General features: G+C 59.1%; 17 protein-coding genes. 15 read left to right on the top strand and 2 right to left on the bottom strand.

Annotated elements, in window-relative coordinates; genetic code table 11:
* Nucleotides 1–11 precede the first annotated feature (11 nt).
* On the bottom strand, nucleotides 12–956 hold the full coding sequence (locus MWU64_RS01130) for a DMT family transporter (RefSeq protein WP_247059554.1): 945 nt from the start codon (nucleotides 954–956) through the stop codon (nucleotides 12–14).
* Between the two features lie 101 nt (nucleotides 957–1,057).
* Nucleotides 1,058–1,330 carry a ComEA family DNA-binding protein gene (locus tag MWU64_RS01125; RefSeq protein ID WP_247059552.1) on the bottom strand — a complete coding sequence of 91 codons (273 nt, stop codon included), beginning with the start codon at nucleotides 1,328–1,330 and terminating at the stop codon, nucleotides 1,058–1,060.
* A gap of 704 nt (nucleotides 1,331–2,034) precedes the next feature.
* Here MWU64_RS01125 and urtA point away from each other — a divergent pair.
* The 15 genes from urtA (at nucleotide 2,035) to MWU64_RS01050 (ending at nucleotide 15,283) form a co-directional block, all read left to right on the top strand.
* Nucleotides 2,035–3,333: an urea ABC transporter substrate-binding protein gene (gene urtA, locus MWU64_RS01120; RefSeq protein ID WP_247059550.1), complete on the top strand. Its 1,299-nt coding sequence runs from the start codon at nucleotides 2,035–2,037 to the stop codon at nucleotides 3,331–3,333.
* Nucleotides 3,334–3,406: 73 nt separating this feature from the next.
* Nucleotides 3,407–5,011: an urea ABC transporter permease subunit UrtB gene (urtB, locus tag MWU64_RS01115; protein ID WP_247059548.1), complete on the top strand. Its 1,605-nt coding sequence runs from the start codon at nucleotides 3,407–3,409 to the stop codon at nucleotides 5,009–5,011.
* Nucleotides 5,012–5,014: 3 nt separating this feature from the next.
* Nucleotides 5,015–6,154: an urea ABC transporter permease subunit UrtC gene (gene urtC / locus MWU64_RS01110; RefSeq protein ID WP_247059546.1), complete on the top strand. Its 1,140-nt coding sequence runs from the start codon at nucleotides 5,015–5,017 to the stop codon at nucleotides 6,152–6,154.
* A complete protein-coding gene (urtD, locus tag MWU64_RS01105) occupies nucleotides 6,151–6,975 on the top strand; it encodes an urea ABC transporter ATP-binding protein UrtD (protein ID WP_247059545.1) in 825 nt (274 codons plus the stop codon). The genes urtC and urtD overlap by 4 nt, the downstream gene beginning before the upstream one ends.
* Nucleotides 6,975–7,673 (top strand): urea ABC transporter ATP-binding subunit UrtE, encoded by a 699-nt coding sequence (gene urtE / locus MWU64_RS01100; RefSeq protein ID WP_247059543.1) that lies wholly within the window; start codon nucleotides 6,975–6,977, stop codon nucleotides 7,671–7,673. Before urtD ends, urtE begins: the two co-directional genes overlap by 1 nt.
* A complete protein-coding gene (locus MWU64_RS01095) occupies nucleotides 7,670–8,566 on the top strand; it encodes an urease accessory protein UreD (protein WP_247059541.1) in 897 nt (298 codons plus the stop codon). Before urtE ends, MWU64_RS01095 begins: the two co-directional genes overlap by 4 nt.
* 28 nt (nucleotides 8,567–8,594) lie before the next feature.
* A complete protein-coding gene (locus tag MWU64_RS01090) occupies nucleotides 8,595–8,897 on the top strand; it encodes an urease subunit gamma (protein ID WP_247059534.1) in 303 nt (100 codons plus the stop codon).
* A 10-nt stretch (nucleotides 8,898–8,907) separates the two neighbouring features.
* A complete protein-coding gene (locus MWU64_RS01085) occupies nucleotides 8,908–9,225 on the top strand; it encodes an urease subunit beta (RefSeq protein WP_247059532.1) in 318 nt (105 codons plus the stop codon).
* A gap of 147 nt (nucleotides 9,226–9,372) precedes the next feature.
* Nucleotides 9,373–11,076: an urease subunit alpha gene (ureC, locus tag MWU64_RS01080; protein WP_247059521.1), complete on the top strand. Its 1,704-nt coding sequence runs from the start codon at nucleotides 9,373–9,375 to the stop codon at nucleotides 11,074–11,076.
* 22 nt (nucleotides 11,077–11,098) lie between these two features.
* Nucleotides 11,099–11,647, top strand: a complete 549-nt coding sequence (ureE, locus tag MWU64_RS01075; RefSeq protein WP_247059519.1) for an urease accessory protein UreE — start codon at nucleotides 11,099–11,101, stop codon at nucleotides 11,645–11,647.
* Nucleotides 11,619–12,332, top strand: coding sequence for an urease accessory UreF family protein (locus MWU64_RS01070; protein ID WP_247059515.1), 714 nt, complete (start codon nucleotides 11,619–11,621; stop codon nucleotides 12,330–12,332). Before ureE ends, MWU64_RS01070 begins: the two co-directional genes overlap by 29 nt.
* A 25-nt stretch (nucleotides 12,333–12,357) precedes the next feature.
* Complete coding sequence (gene ureG, locus MWU64_RS01065; protein ID WP_228223747.1) at nucleotides 12,358–12,996, top strand: urease accessory protein UreG; 639 nt, start codon at nucleotides 12,358–12,360, stop codon at nucleotides 12,994–12,996.
* A gap of 173 nt (nucleotides 12,997–13,169) precedes the next feature.
* A complete protein-coding gene (locus MWU64_RS01060; RefSeq protein ID WP_247059512.1) occupies nucleotides 13,170–13,745 on the top strand; it encodes a HupE/UreJ family protein in 576 nt (191 codons plus the stop codon).
* 160 nt (nucleotides 13,746–13,905) lie between these two features.
* Nucleotides 13,906–14,703, top strand: coding sequence for an NERD domain-containing protein (locus MWU64_RS01055; protein WP_247059502.1), 798 nt, complete (start codon nucleotides 13,906–13,908; stop codon nucleotides 14,701–14,703).
* Nucleotides 14,704–14,872: 169 nt separating this feature from the next.
* Nucleotides 14,873–15,283 (top strand): hypothetical protein, encoded by a 411-nt coding sequence (locus MWU64_RS01050; protein WP_247059493.1) that lies wholly within the window; start codon nucleotides 14,873–14,875, stop codon nucleotides 15,281–15,283.
* The last annotated feature ends 28 nt before the right edge of the window (nucleotides 15,284–15,311 follow it).

Genomic DNA, 15,311 nt, shown 5'->3' with positions numbered 1-15,311 from the left:
GAGTGCCGGAATCAACCGTTCTGGTTGGTTCCGGCCGCGGTGTTGCTGCGCGATGCAACAATCACCGCCACCACCAACACAATGGCTCCTGCCACGCCCACCGTACCCAGCATTTCCCCCAGAATAAGCCACGCCAACAGCGCGACAAACAAAGGCTCCAGCGTAACCACAATGCTAGACAGGGTTGCCGGCGTGCTTTTTATGCCGGTAAAAAACATCAGGTAACCAATGCCTGTGGGCACCACGCCGATGTAACACACCATCAACCAGTGCTTCAGTGCCATGGTTTCCAGCGCCGCGAAGCCACCAGTGAGCAGCACCACTGGCAGCAACAACAGAGCCGCGGTGAAGAAACAGATAAACGCCGTTGTGAAGGCGGGTGTGCCCACCGAGTTGTAACGGCTGGTCAGCGTGAAGCCGGTGTACACCGCAGCCGCCAAGAGTGACATAAGAATGCCGGCAAGCCGAAGGGTGCCGGTGGTATCTATGTCGCCCAGCACCAGCATGCCGGTGCCGATAACCGCGCCCAGCGCGGCAATCCAGGTGGTGAGTGTTGGCCGCTCACCCAAGATTGGGGCGGCCAGAATGGCGACGAAGACGGGCGGCAGACAAAGTGAAATCAGAGTGGCGATACCCGCCCCGGACAAATCGACCGCAACCAGATAGCTGCCTTGGTATAGGGCTTGAAACAGCCCAAGTGCGGTTAACGGCAGGAGTGCTTTCCAGCTCAGCGAACGCAGCGAACTGCCCACCGCATTGCCGTCAGGATTATCCCGGCGAAGTTGACGCTGCTCCCGGCGCATTAAAACCCAGAAAAACGGCAGCGCCACAACCAAGCGTAAGAAGGCGAGGGTAATGGGTGCGAGATCAGAGCCGCCGAATAGGAATTTCGCGACAATGCTGGTGGTCGCCCAAAGCAGGGACGCCAGTGCAATTAACAGAACGCCTTGAATCATAAAGCTTGCCAAGCCACAGAGAATCAACCGAGCAGACTAACAGTGGCAGGCACACTTCGCTATAGGCGAATGGAAGGGGGCAGGGCGCCCCCCGGAATGGCTTATTTTACAGCAAGACGTTGAGCGTTCTTCTCAACAGTGCGGGCGCCAATACCTTTTACATTGGCCAGATCTTCAACGGAGGCAAACGGGCCGTTGGCTTCACGGTAAGCCACAATGGCTTCGGCTTTGCTTTGGCCGATCCCGCTCAAAGCAGACAGAGTAGTTACATCTGCCGCATTGATGTTGATTTCGGTTGGCTCATTGGCGTGGGCAAAGCCGGTTACCAAGCTGAACAGCAGAACAAGGGCAGCGAAAAAAGAGGTGTGTTTCATGGGTGATTCCTGATTGTAGAGGCTGTTTTTATCGATCAATCAGGTGAGACAACCCGCAGGTTGCTGGCGCTGCAAAGTGGCTGGTATTTCGTGGAAGCAGAAAGTGAGAAAAGCAGATGGACTGATGCACGGAAGAGGACACAATCCGTGTGCCCCCTGAAATTCCGTGGCTGACCCCTGCCTGATCCGTCAGGCTGTGCGTCATCCTGAGCACGTCATCCCTGGTTCTTCCCTGTACGCCCTAATCCTTCGGGCAACTCTCAAATCCTTGAGTTTCCATCCCTGAGCCAACGTCCGTGCTGGCTTGTCATCCCTGACAACAACCAGTCTACGCAGGGTCGGTATATTAAGAATCGGACAGAATCTCCCCGCCGTGTGCGATATATCTCACAAACGTGTGCGTTTCGCGGTGAATGGATATTCATTCTTTGGTGCCGATGAACCGTAAATGCACAGCTTTGGCAGGTATGCACCAGAGCAGAGCGAAACCCCGAAATCGGTGTGCACCAGCTTAGAGCGAGGTCGCCGGGGATGGCACCAAAAGTAGGCCATAAATCGTAAGCATCCGAGGTTAAAACATAGGTAATCTCAGGCTTATAAATCATAAGTGTCTGTTTTTTATTGGTTTGTTGGTGGGTTGGAACGGCCGGTGCAAAGGTCAGATTCGATTAACGACTCATTACCCAACGAAAAGGACGTGCACCATGAGCCTGAAAAAAAACGTAAAGCTTGGCCTGTCTGCTTTGGCACTGTCGGTTTCCTTCCACGCGATGGCGGCGGAAGATCCGATCAAAGTGGGTGTGCTGCATTCCCTGTCGGGCACCATGGCGATCAGTGAAACGGCACTGAAAGACACCATGCTGATGCTGATCGAAAAACAAAATGCGGCGGGTGGTGTGCTGGGGCGCAAGCTGGAGCCGGTGGTGGTTGACCCAGCGTCTAACTGGCCGCTGTTTGCCGAGAAAGCCCGGGAGTTGCTGGAAAAAGAAGAAGTCGACGTCATCTTCGGCAACTGGACCTCGGTGTCCCGAAAATCCGTGCTGCCGGTGGTCGAAGAATTGAACGGCCTGCTTTTCTACCCGGTTCAGTACGAGGGTGAAGAGTCTTCCGAAAACGTGTTCTACACCGGTGCAGCGCCCAACCAGCAGGCGATTCCGGCAGTGGACTACCTGATGAACGACATCGGCGTTGAACGGTGGGTGCTGGCGGGCACCGATTACGTTTACCCGCGCACCACCAACAAGGTTCTTGAAACCTACCTGAAAGACAAAGGTGTGGCGGCCAGCGACATCATGATCAACTACACGCCGTTTGGTCATTCCGATTGGCAGTCCATCGTCTCCGACATCAAGAAGTTCGGCAGCGCCGGTAAGAAAACCGCGGTGGTCTCAACCATCAACGGCGATGCCAACGTGCCGTTCTACCGTGAACTGGGCAACCAGGGCATTTCCGCCTCGGATATTCCGGTGGTGGCCTTCTCGGTGGGTGAGCAGGAGCTGGCGGGTATCGACACCGGCCCTCTGGTTGGTCACCTCGCCGCCTGGAACTACTTCATGAGCGTAGACACCGACGCCAACTACGACTTCATCGACGCCTGGGTGGAGTTCAAGGGTGACGAAGCGGCCGTGACCAACGACCCGATGGAAGCGCACTACATTGGTTTCAACATGTACGTTGAGGCAGTCAAGAAAGCAGGCACCGCCGAGGTAGATGCGGTCAAAGACGCCATCATCGGCGTGAGCGTACCCAACCTCACCGGCGGCTACGCCACCATGATGCCGAACCACCACATCACCAAGCCGGTGCTGATTGGCGAGATTCAGGACAACGGCCAGTTCTCGGTGGTTTGGGAAACCCCGTCTACCGTGGCTGGCGATGCCTGGTCTGATTTCCTGCCGGGTTCAAAAGACCTGATCAGTGATTGGCGCGCGCCGTTGCGCTGCGGCAACTTCAATGTGGTCACCGGCACCTGTGGCAGCTCGGCAGACGTAGCCTCCAAGTAAAGCCTATACCCGGGCAGGCTTTAACGCGTGCCCGGTTTTTTTAATTTCATTTCATCGCCAACAGGAATGAATCATGAGCATCTTTCGATTGCTCGCCGGGCTAGTCATTGCCTGGTGTATCGCTTTTGGGCCGTCACTGGCGACCGCCCAAGTACAGGACGACGCAGCGCAAACGCTGTTGCAAAGGCTCGTAGAAGCCAGCAACGCCGAGCGAACGGCGGTTCTGAAACACATTTCCGAAAGCGGTGACGAGCGCGCCCGAGGATGGCTGGAAGCCTTCTCCGCGGGGAAGCTCGCTACCGTTAAAGAGAGCGGCGCCACAGTGCTCGTTCTGAACAACGTAGGCCGAAACTGGAACATCGCCAGTGCTCTGAACGGCGAGGACATGGGCAAAGTATCGCGCCGTGATCTGGCCACCGTTCGAGTGAATAACTCACTGCGTAAAGAGGTGGAAGGGCTGCTTGCAGTGATTGACCTGGCCGCCCAGAACCCCGACGTTCGGTTAGCGGCAGCCCGGGACTTACTGGGTGAAGTCGATGGCGCATTGGTAGCCCAAATTGAACAGCGTGCGCAGGTGGAAGACAGCACCGCCGTGCGCGACATGCTCACCACCGCTCTGGCAATTCACCAGTTAGAGCAGGGCGACGTCAGCGCGGTTGAAACCCTGTCTGGCAGTTTGAATGCCAACGCCCGCGCTGCGCTCAACAACGCCAGCAATAGCGACGACCCAGTTCTAGCAGCAGCGGCGGTCAAAGCGCTCGAAAGCATTGAGCAAAAACTGAAAATGAACCGCGCTGCCGAAACCCTCTACTTCGGTTTGTCCCTCGGTTCGGTCCTGGTATTGGCGGCCATCGGCCTAGCCATCACCTTTGGCGTGATGGGTGTGATCAACATGGCCCACGGTGAGCTGATCATGCTGGGCGCTTACACCACCTGGGGCATGCAGCAACTGTTTCCCGGCCAGCCGGGCTTGGCGTTGATTCTGTCGATTCCGGCCGGCTTCCTGGTGGCGGCGCTGGCGGGCATCGCCATCGAACGCAGTGTTATCCAGTACCTCAAAGGCCGCCCGCTCGAAACCCTGTTGGCCACCTTCGGCATCAGCCTGATTCTGCAGCAACTGGTGCGCACCCTGGTGTCGCCGCTGAACCGTTCGGTGGTCACGCCAGAGTGGATGAGCGGCTCGATCATGATCAACGAAGCCCTGTCACTCACCTTGAACCGCCTGTACGTGATCGGCTTTGCCTTGGTGGTGTTCGCAGGCCTGATGCTGATCATGCGCAAAACCCGCCTCGGCCTTGAGGTACGCGCCGTTACCCAAAACCGCGCCATGGCCCGCTCCATGGGCATCAAAGCCACGAAAGTCGACATTCTCACCTTTGCCTTGGGCTCCGGCGTTGCCGGTCTGGCCGGTGTGGCGCTGTCACAAATCACCAACGTAGGGCCGAACCTGGGCCAGAACTACATCATCGATTCGTTCATGGTGGTGGTGTTCGGCGGTGTCGGCAACCTCTGGGGCACCTTGGTGGCCGGGCTCACGCTGGGCACCATCAATCAGGTTCTGGAACCTTGGGCTGGCGCGGTACTGGCCAAGATCATGGTGTTGGTCATGATCATCCTGTTCATTCAAAAACGGCCGAAGGGGCTCTTCCCCCAGAAAGGCCGGGCCGCGGAGGGCTGAGTTATGGCTTCATCACAAACCTGGCTGTTCCGGCCGTTTCAGGAACGTTCCACCCAGATCTTCCTTGGCGTGTTGTTCAGCGCCTTGGTGCTGGTCACCTTCCTGCACTTGTTCATGCCACAAGACAGCGCGCTGCACGTCAGCGCCTACACCGTAACCTTGCTGGGCAAGTATTTGTGTTACGCCCTGCTGGCGGTCGCTGTGGACCTGGTGTGGGGCTACCTCGGTATTCTCAGCCTAGGGCACGGTGCCTTTTTCGCCCTCGGCGGCTACGCCATGGGCATGTACCTGATGCGCCAGATCGGTGATCGCGGCACATACGGCGACCCGCTGTTGCCAGACTTCATGGTGTTCCTGAACTGGCAGGAGCTGCCTTGGTACTGGCTCGGCTTCGATATGGCCTGGTTCGCCTTCATCATGGTGCTGCTGGCTCCTGGCCTGTTGGCGTTGGTGTTCGGGTTCCTGGCTTTCCGCTCCCGCGTCACCGGCGTGTACCTGTCGATCATCACCCAAGCGCTGACTTTCGCCCTGATGCTGGCGTTCTTCCGCAACGAAATGGGTTTTGGCGGTAACAACGGCCTGACCGACTTCCGGGACATTCTCGGCTTTAACCTGCGCAGCGATGCCACAAGGCTGGGGCTGTTCATTGCTACCGGCGTGGCGCTGGCCATCGGCTACGTGATCTGCCGCGGCATTGTCACCAGCAAACTGGGCCGGGTGAGCATTGCCTGCCGGGATGCCGAAGCCCGTACCCGCTTTCTGGGTTACCGGGTAGAGCGGGTGCAACTGTTCGTGTTTGTGGTATCCGCCATGCTGGCCGGTGTGGCCGGGGCTTTGTACGTGCCGCAAGTGGGCATCATCAACCCCAGTGAATTCTCGCCGCTGTTCTCCATCGAAATCGTGGTGTGGGTGGCCTTGGGTGGCCGCGCAACCCTCTATGGGGCCGTCATTGGCGCCATTCTGGTGAACTACGCGAAAACCGTGTTCACCGGCGTGATGCCGGATGCCTGGTTGTTCGCCCTGGGGGCCTTGTTTGTGCTGACCACCGTGTTCCTGCCCAAAGGCATTGCCGGCCTGCTGCAAAAAGACCGGAAAGCCAGCGCCACAGACGACGCGCCAGCCGCACAGGAGGCCACTGCATGAGCATGTTCGAGCAACTGACCAACCGCGAGCGGGTGTTTGAATTTCTGGAGCCCGCGCAATCGCCGGTGGACGTGCGCCACGGCCCGATTCTGTACATGGAAGATGTGAACGTGAGCTTCGATGGCTTCCACGCCATCAACAACCTCAACCTCACCATCGACGACGGCGAACTGCGCTGCATCATCGGCCCGAACGGCGCCGGGAAAACCACCATGATGGACATCATCACCGGTAAAACCCGCCCGGATAACGGCTCGGTGTGGTTTGGCAGCCGCCACAACCTGCTGACCATGAACGAGCCGGAAATCGCCAGCTTGGGCATCGGCCGCAAGTTTCAGAAGCCGACCGTGTTCGAAGCCCTTACCGTGTTCGAAAACCTCGAGTTGGCGATGGCCACCAACAAAGGCATCTGGCCGACACTCACCGCCATCCTGAAGCCGGAACACCGGGACCGCATTGGCGAGGTGCTGGAAACCATCAAGCTGGAACCTCTGAGCAACAAACCCGCAGGCATTCTTTCCCACGGCCAGAAACAGTGGCTGGAGATCGGCATGCTGCTGATGCAAAAGCCCCGGCTGCTGCTGGTGGACGAGCCGGTAGCCGGCATGACCGAACAGGAAATGGAACGCACCGCCGAACTGCTCACCAGCCTGGCCGGCAAACAGTCGGTTGTAGTGGTGGAGCACGACATGGGCTTTGTGCGCTCCATCGCCCGCAAAGTCACCGTGCTGCACCAAGGCAGCGTGCTGGCGGAAGGCACCATGGACCAAGTGTCGAACGACCCGGAAGTCATCAAAGTGTACCTGGGGGAAGAGGCCTGATGCTCAAGATCGAGAAACTCAACCAATACTACGGCGAAAGCCACACCCTCTGGGACCTGGAACTCGACATCCCCCAAGGCCAGTGCACCTGCGTGATGGGGCGTAACGGCGTAGGTAAAACCACGCTGATGAAATGCATCATGGGCGAAGAAACCGTCAAGAACGGCCGCATGGCGCTGGCGGGTGACGTGGAACTCACCCAAAAGAAAATTGAAGACCGCTCCCGCCTTGGCATTGGCTACGTGCCTCAAGGCCGGCAGATCTTTCCGCTGCTGACCGTAGAAGAAAACCTGCGCACCGGCCTGGCGGTTCGAAAAGATGGCAGCAAGAAAATCCCCGAACGCATCTACCAGCTGTTCCCGGTGCTCAAAGAAATGAAACATCGCCGGGGCGGCGACCTCTCCGGTGGCCAGCAACAGCAACTGGCCATCGGCCGGGCGCTGGTGATTGAACCGAAACTGCTGATCCTCGACGAGCCGGGTGAGGGCATACAGCCCAACATCGTGGCGCAGATTGGCGAAGTCATTCGCAAGTTGATTGAAGAAGACGGCCTGACGGTACTGCTGGTGGAACAAAAACTCCCGTTCGCCCGCAAATACGCCGACCGCTTCGCCATCCTAGACCGGGGTCGGCGAGTTGCGGAAGGCGAAATTGCAGGCCTGAGCGACGAGCTGATCAAGAAACACCTGACCGTATGACCGCGTACCAACCCATCGCGACCCATAGCTCTGGCCACCGGTTTGATACCGAAAGGCGCTGGGCGGCTTCACTGTCCCTCGGCTTCGAAGCCCGAAGCGAGGGCGGGGCCGAGCCGGTCACCCGCATGGTGCGTCGCCGACACACCGGCCCCTTGCGTGTACAGCGCCCGTTCTATCCGGAAGGCAAACACGGCTGTTGCCACGTGTATCTGTTGCACCCACCGGGCGGTTTGGTCAGTGGTGACCAACTGCGCATCGAAGCCACCGTAGCCGAAGGCGGCCACACCCTGCTGACTACCCCGGCCGCCGCCAAACTCTACAAAGCCGACAGCCACGGCGTGGCTTGGGCGCAGCACACCCGATTGCAGGTGGCCAAAGACGCAACGCTGGAATACCTGCCCCAAGAAACCATCGCCTTTGACGGCTCCCGGGGCGAACAAACCACCACCATTGAACTGGAAAGCGGTGCCGAAACCCTCGGCTGGGAAGTGCTCGCCCTCGGCCGCCCGGCCAGCGAACTGCCCTTCGCCACCGGCGCGCTGGAACAACGCTTTCACCTAAGCCTCGATGGCAAACCCCTGTGGCTGGAACGCCAGTTGCTGGACCCCGCCCATCGCCGCTTCACCGGCCATTGGGGCCAGGGCGGTGCCACCGTGCAAGCCACACTCTGGGCCGTGGGCCTAAGCGACGAAGCCGCCGCCATCGAAGCCCTGAGAGAACAACTCCCGGATCACAACCGCTGGGCAGTCACCCGCCGCAGAGGCGTGCTGTTACTGCGCTACCTCGGAACCGAACGCAACGAAGCCTGGGCCCTGTGCGAACAAGCCTGGCACCTGCTGCGGCCCATGCTCACCGGCTTGCCGGCCCATACACCCAGAATCTGGCTCACCTGAAGCCCAGCTAATAACAACGGAACACGTTATGGAACTCACCCCCAGAGACAAAGACAAGCTGCTGCTGTTCACCGCCGCCTTGCTGGCCGAACGCCGCAAAGCACGCGGCCTGAAACTGAACTACCCCGAAGCGGTGGCCCTGATCAGCGCCGAAATCATGGAAGGCGCCCGCGACGGCCGCACCGTAGCCGAACTCATGAGCGCCGGCACCGAAATCCTCACCCGTGAAGACGTCATGGACGGCATCGCCGACATGATCCACGAAGTGCAAGTGGAAGCCACCTTCCCGGACGGCACCAAACTGGTCACCGTCCACAATCCCATTGTCTAAGGAGCAGACCATGACCCCCGGTGAATTCCAAATCCGCGACGGCGACATCGAACTCTGTGCCGGCCGCGAACGCGTCACACTAGACGTCGCCAACACCGGCGACCGCCCGATACAAATCGGTTCCCACTACCACTTCGCCGAAGCCAACCCCGCACTCAACTTCGACCGCGCAAAAGCCCGCGGCCTTCGACTGGATGTTGCCGCCGGCACCGCCATCCGCTTCGAACCCGGCCAAACTCGTTCCGTCACCCTAATTCCGTTCGTTGGCAAACGAAAAATCTATGGATTCCGTGGCGAAGTAATGGGCCCGCTGGACTCCACGAAATAGCTAAGAGGGACGAGCGGGTAAGGCTTTCCAGGAATGTGCGGAGGCATGGATGCCGGAGAACAAGCGCCACATGGATGTGCCGGTAGGAGCGGTTCCTGGAAAGCCTTACCCGATCGGCCCCGGCACCCAATTTCATAGAGGAATAACATGAAAATAAGCAGACAAGCCTACGCCGACATGTACGGCCCCACCGTAGGCGACCGCGTGCGCCTAGGCGACACCGAACTGTGGATCGAAGTCGAACAAGACCACACCCACTACGGCGACGAAGTAAAATTCGGCGGCGGCAAAGTCATCCGCGACGGCATGGGCCAAAGCCAACGGGTAGACGATGCCGTAATGGACACCGTCATCACCAACGCCCTGATCCTCGATTGGTGGGGCATCGTCAAAGCCGACGTAGGCATTCAAAAAGGCCGCATCGCCGCCATCGGCAAAGCCGGCAACCCCGACACCCAGCCAGACGTGACCATCGTCATCGGCCCCGGCACCGAAATTATTGCCGGCGAAGGCAAAATCCTCACCGCCGGCGGCATCGACCCCCACATCCACTTCATCTGCCCCCAACAGGTAGAAGAAGCCCTGATGAGCGGCATCACCACCATGCTCGGCGGCGGCACCGGCCCGGCCACCGGCACCAACGCCACCACCTGCACCCCGGGCCCCTGGCACATTGGCAAAATGCTCCAGGCCGTGGACAGTCTGCCCATGAACATCGGCTTTCTGGGCAAAGGCAACGCCAGCCTGCCGGAAGCGCTGGAGCTGCAGATCAAAGCCGGCGTGATCGGCCTTAAACTGCACGAAGACTGGGGCACCACCCCGGCCAGCATCGACAACTGCCTGACCGTGGCTGACCAGTACGACATTCAGGTGGCCATTCACACCGACACCCTGAACGAATCCGGCTTTGTGGAAGACACCCTGGCCGCCTTCAAAGGCCGCTGCATTCACACCTTCCACACCGAAGGCGCCGGCGGCGGCCACGCCCCGGACATCATCACCGCCTGCTCAAAGGACTATGTACTGCCGTCGTCCACCAACCCGACCCGGCCCTACACCGTGAACACCGTCGACGAACACCTGGACATGCTGATGGTATGCCACCACCTGGACCCGAACATCCCGGAAGACGTGGCCTTCGCCGATTCCCGCATCCGCCGGGAAACCATCGCCGCTGAAGATATCCTGCACGACATGGGCGTGATCTCCATGATCTCCTCAGACTCCCAGGCCATGGGCCGGGTAGGCGAAGTGGTGTGCCGCACCTGGCAAACCGCCCACAAAATGAAAGTGCAACGCGGCCTGCTGCCGGAAGACCAAGAACGAGGCGCTGACAACTTCCGCGCCAAGCGCTACATCGCCAAATACACCATCAACTCCGCCATCACCCACGGCATCGCCCACGAAGTTGGCTCGGTGGAAGTGGGCAAACTGGCGGACTTGGTGCTCTGGAGCCCGGCGTTCTTTGGCGTAAAACCCGCCTGCATCCTCAAAGGCGGCATGATCGCGGCCGCCCCCATGGGCGACCCGAATGCCTCCATCCCCACACCGCAGCCGGTGCATTACCGCCCCATGTTCGGCGCCTTCGGCAAAGCCGCCAGTGCCACCCGCCTGACCTTCGTCAGCCAGGCCGCGCTGGACGCCAACATAGGCGAAGAGCTGGGGTTGGACAGCCCGTTGTCCGCCTGCAAAGGCGTGCGGAGCGTGCGCAAGAAAGACATGAAACTGAACGACGCGTGCCCGCACATCACCGTGGACCCGCAAACCTACGAAGTACACGCAGACGGCGAACTGCTCACCTGTGAGCCCGCCACCGAACTGCCCCTGGCCCAGCGCTACCATCTTTTTTAAGCCGGGAATTGGAGAACCGATTATGTTGGAACTAACAAAACGCCTTGGCGATGTGAACCACGCCGGGATCGACCCCGGCGAGATTCTGGACAACCTGACTTTGCCCTACGAGCTGCGCATCCGCGGCCGTTTGCGGGCCACCACCGAAACCAACGTGGATGTAGGCCTGTTTCTGGACCGCGGCCCGGTGCTGCGCGACGGCGACCTGCTGCAAGCCAAAACCGGCGAGATCGTCCGCATCCGCGCGGCGGAAGAACAGGTAGTCACCGCCCGCATTGAAAACGGCCAACCTCTGGCGCGCCTGTGCTACCACCTGGGCAATCGCCACGTAACGCTGGCCATCGGAATGGACGAGCAGGGCGCCTACGTGCGCATCACCCCGGACCACGTGCTGGAAGAACTGGCGGAACGCTTGGGTGCAACCCTGACCCACCACACCGCCCCGTTCGACCCGGAACCCGGTGCCTACACCCAAGCCGGGTATTCCCACGGGCATGGCCATAGCCACAGCCATTCACACGATCACGACCACGGGCACAGTCATGGCCACAGCCACGAACATGCCCACTGAGGCCGCCACCCCGCAGGGTGGTGATCTGGCCTTGCTGGGCCTGATGCAACTGGTCAGCCCGGCCTTGCCCATCGGTGCCTTTGCGTGGTCACAAGGTTTGGAAAGCGCCTTCGAATTGGGCTGGGTGAACAACGAAGCCGAACTGGCCCAGTGGATTGAAGGCGTACTGGAAGACGGCCTCAGCCGCTGCGAATTGCCTTTGCTGGTGCGTTTGCAAAGCGCCTGGGCCAGCAGCGATGCCGAAGCACTGGCGCAGTGGAACGACTGGCTGCACGCCACCCGGGAAACCGCCGAACTGAGCGACGAAGACAGCCGCCTTGGCGCGGCCCTCGTGACTCTGCTGCGCAACCTGGAACTGCTGCCCAAGCCACACCTGATACCGGAAGACCCCGGCTACATCACCATGTTCGCCTGGGTGGCCCACCAGCGGTGTGTGCCCGTGCGCCAAACCCTGCTCGGCTCCGCCTGGGCCTGGCTGGAAAACCAGCTGGCGGTGGCCTGCAAAGCCTTGCCCCTGGGCCACACCGCCGCCCAACGGATTATCGAACAACTGCGCCCGGCACTGGTGATTGCCTCCGACCAGGCGCTGGCACGGCAAGACCACGAACTCGGGCCCATCCTGCCAGGCCTTGCGCTCGGCAGTGCCCTGCATGAAACCCAGTATTCACGGCTTTTCAGAAGCTGAATAAAAACATCAAGGAGATACAGCCATGACACATTGTCTGAGAGTAGGCGTCGGCGGCCCGGTCGGGTCTGGTAAAACCGCATTGCTGCGCCAGCTATGCACCGCCCTGCGGGACCACTACGACATCGCCGTGGTCACCAACGACATCTACACCCGGGAAGACGCCGACTTCCTGCTGCGCCACGAAGCCCTGGCCGCAGACCGCATCCTGGGTGTGGAAACCGGCGGCTGCCCGCACACCGCCATTCGCGAGGATGCCTCCATGAACCTGGCCGCTATCGACGACCTGCAAAGCCGTCACCCGGGCCTGGAACTGGTGCTGGTGGAATCCGGCGGTGACAACCTCTCCGCCACCTTCAGCCCGGAACTGAGCGACCTCACCCTGTACGTGATCGACGTGTCCGCCGGCGACAAAATCCCCCGCAAAGGCGGCCCCGGCATCACCAAGTCCGACCTGCTGATCATCAACAAGATCGACATTGCCGAACAGGTACACGCCTCCCTGGACGTAATGGAACGGGACAGCAAAAAAATGCGCGGCGAACGCCCCTTCGTGTTCACCAACCTGTACGACGGGGTAGGGCTGGACACCATCATCAGCTTCATTCTGGAGCGTGGCATGCTGCCCGAGCGGCGCCCACACAAGACTGCTGAGACCGCCTGAGGCTCTGGTGAGGCGAATGGCGTCGTTACTCCGGTGCTCAAAAGCGGTCCTACCAGTAGGTATGTCCCGCTTCCTGCGCTCCGGGGCGCCTAGCCCTTCACCACACCAGAACCTAAGGCTCGTGCAACATAGTGAATTTCGAGATACCGCATACACGAATTGGGAGAATTGATATGAAACTCGTAACGAAATTGCTCAGTGCCGCTGCGCTGCTGACCGCCTCCGCCACCGCCATGGCCCACCCCGGCCACACCGAAGGCGGCTTCACCAGCGGCCTGCTGCACCCCATGCTAGGCCTGGATCACTTGCTGGCTATGGCCGCCATCGGCTTCTGGAGCGTGCGCCAGAGCAAACTCATGAAAAACGCCACCCCCGCCTTCGTCATCGGCGGCATGGTGCTCGGCGCCGCCCTGGCCTGGGGCGGCCTGACCCTGCCGGGCGTGGAAACAGGGATTACCTTCTCGGTACTGGTGGCGGGCATCCTCATCGCCACCCTGGCCAAACTGCCCACCGCCGTGGGTGGCACCCTGGTTGGTGCGTTCATGCTGTTTCATGGCTTCGCCCATGGTGCGGAAATGCCGGAAGGCGCTACGTTGGCGGCCTACCTGGCCGGCTTCTCCATCGCCACCCTGGCCATCACGCTGGTTGGGCGTGGGCTGGGTGCCTTGATGCTGAAGGCGGATAGCCGGTTTAGTCGGGGGATTGGGGGAGTGCTGGCTGTGGCGGGAGCATACCTGGCCGCCGCTTGATTCCGTCGTCCCCTCAGAAACGAAAAAGCCGCTCGGGCAACCGCGCGGCTTTTTCAGTATATGGTTTACAAAATTTGACCTTGACGGTATGGGAAGTTTACTGAAGAGTAGGTTAGTGTGTAGTTATAAGAAACGGATTGACAGCTGTTAAGGAAAACCGATGGACTTCGGCCAGCTATTCAACACCCTCCTGAACTCTCTACCGAATCAAGTCTGGTATTTCGTACCGCTGTTCATCCTGTTGCCAATTCTGAGAACACCCTGGTTCAAAGGCAAAGCCGGCGAAGCCATGGTCAACCTCGCCGCAAAGCTGTTTCTCGACAAAACCCGCTACCACCTCATCAAAAACGTCACCTTGCCCACCGAAGACGGCACCACCCAGATCGATCACATCATTGTCTCCCGGCATGGCGTGTTTGTGGTGGAAACCAAGAACATGAAGGGCTGGATCTTCGGTAACGCAAAACAGCGCTATTGGACGCAGAAGATCTTCAAGCACTCGCAGAAATTCCAGAACCCGCTGCATCAAAACTACAAACACGTGAAGACACTGCAAAGCCTGTTGGGCCTGAGTGATGAGCAGGTGTTTTCGGTAGTGGTCTTTGTGGGGGATTCCACGTTCAAAACGCCCATGCCGGAGAACGTGACCCACGGTGGTGGGTATGTCCGCTTTATCAAAGCCCAAACCGAGCAGCGACTGTCGGATGCTGAGGTTCAGAAGGTGATTGAAGCCATTGAATCCGGGCGGCTGGCAGCTACGTTCAGAAATCACCGGCAGCACGTGGCGCATGTGAAGGAGATCGTGGCCAAGAAAGAAAGTGTGCCACGGTGCCCGAAGTGCCAGGGTGAGATGGTAAAGCGCACGGTTAAGCGTGGAGAAAATGTTGGGAAGGAGTTTTTTGGCTGTAAGGCGTTTCCCAAATGCCGGGGGATGGTTGGTGCTTCGTTATTGCAGTAATGAAGCTGTCAAATGATTGCGGCGCGAACAGAGTGTTAGTGCAGATTAGCATATTGATTTAAAAGGTTTAATTGGCGAAGTTTGAATTTTTTGGTTCTGAGTTTTTGTTAACGCTCAAATGATTGCAATAACGAAGCGCGCTATCGAATCACTGTTAATTGGTAAAGCTATGGAACCTGTCATTCAGGAAGAACCAACCGGTTGCGGTATTGCTGCAAGTGCTGCTCTCGCCGGTGTCAGTTACGCGGAGGCCAAACAAAAGGCAAACGCGCTGGGCATTTATGCGGCAGACACAACGCTTTGGTCAGAAACAGAGCATGTTCGGACACTACTTCGTGAATTTGGCATCACCGTTTCGCCCAAAGAAACACCATTCAAAGCATGGGAAAGTCTACCGGACACAGCGTTGTTGGCTATCAAATGGCACACCGAGCAAGGTAAGCCATTCTGGCATTGGGTTGTTTTTATCAGGGAGCATGGCGAAGTAAAGGTGTTGGATTCCAAGAAAGCACTGAAATCCAATACCCGTAGAGATTTCGGGCGTATCAAACCGAAGTGGTACATTGAAGTATCCAATTAACAAGTCGCAGCAGTACGCGGCCGATGGC

This window comes from Marinobacter sp. S0848L (assembly GCF_023016065.1).
Taxonomy (GTDB): domain Bacteria; phylum Pseudomonadota; class Gammaproteobacteria; order Pseudomonadales; family Oleiphilaceae; genus Marinobacter.
This window is presented reverse-complemented; position numbering and strand designations above follow the sequence as displayed.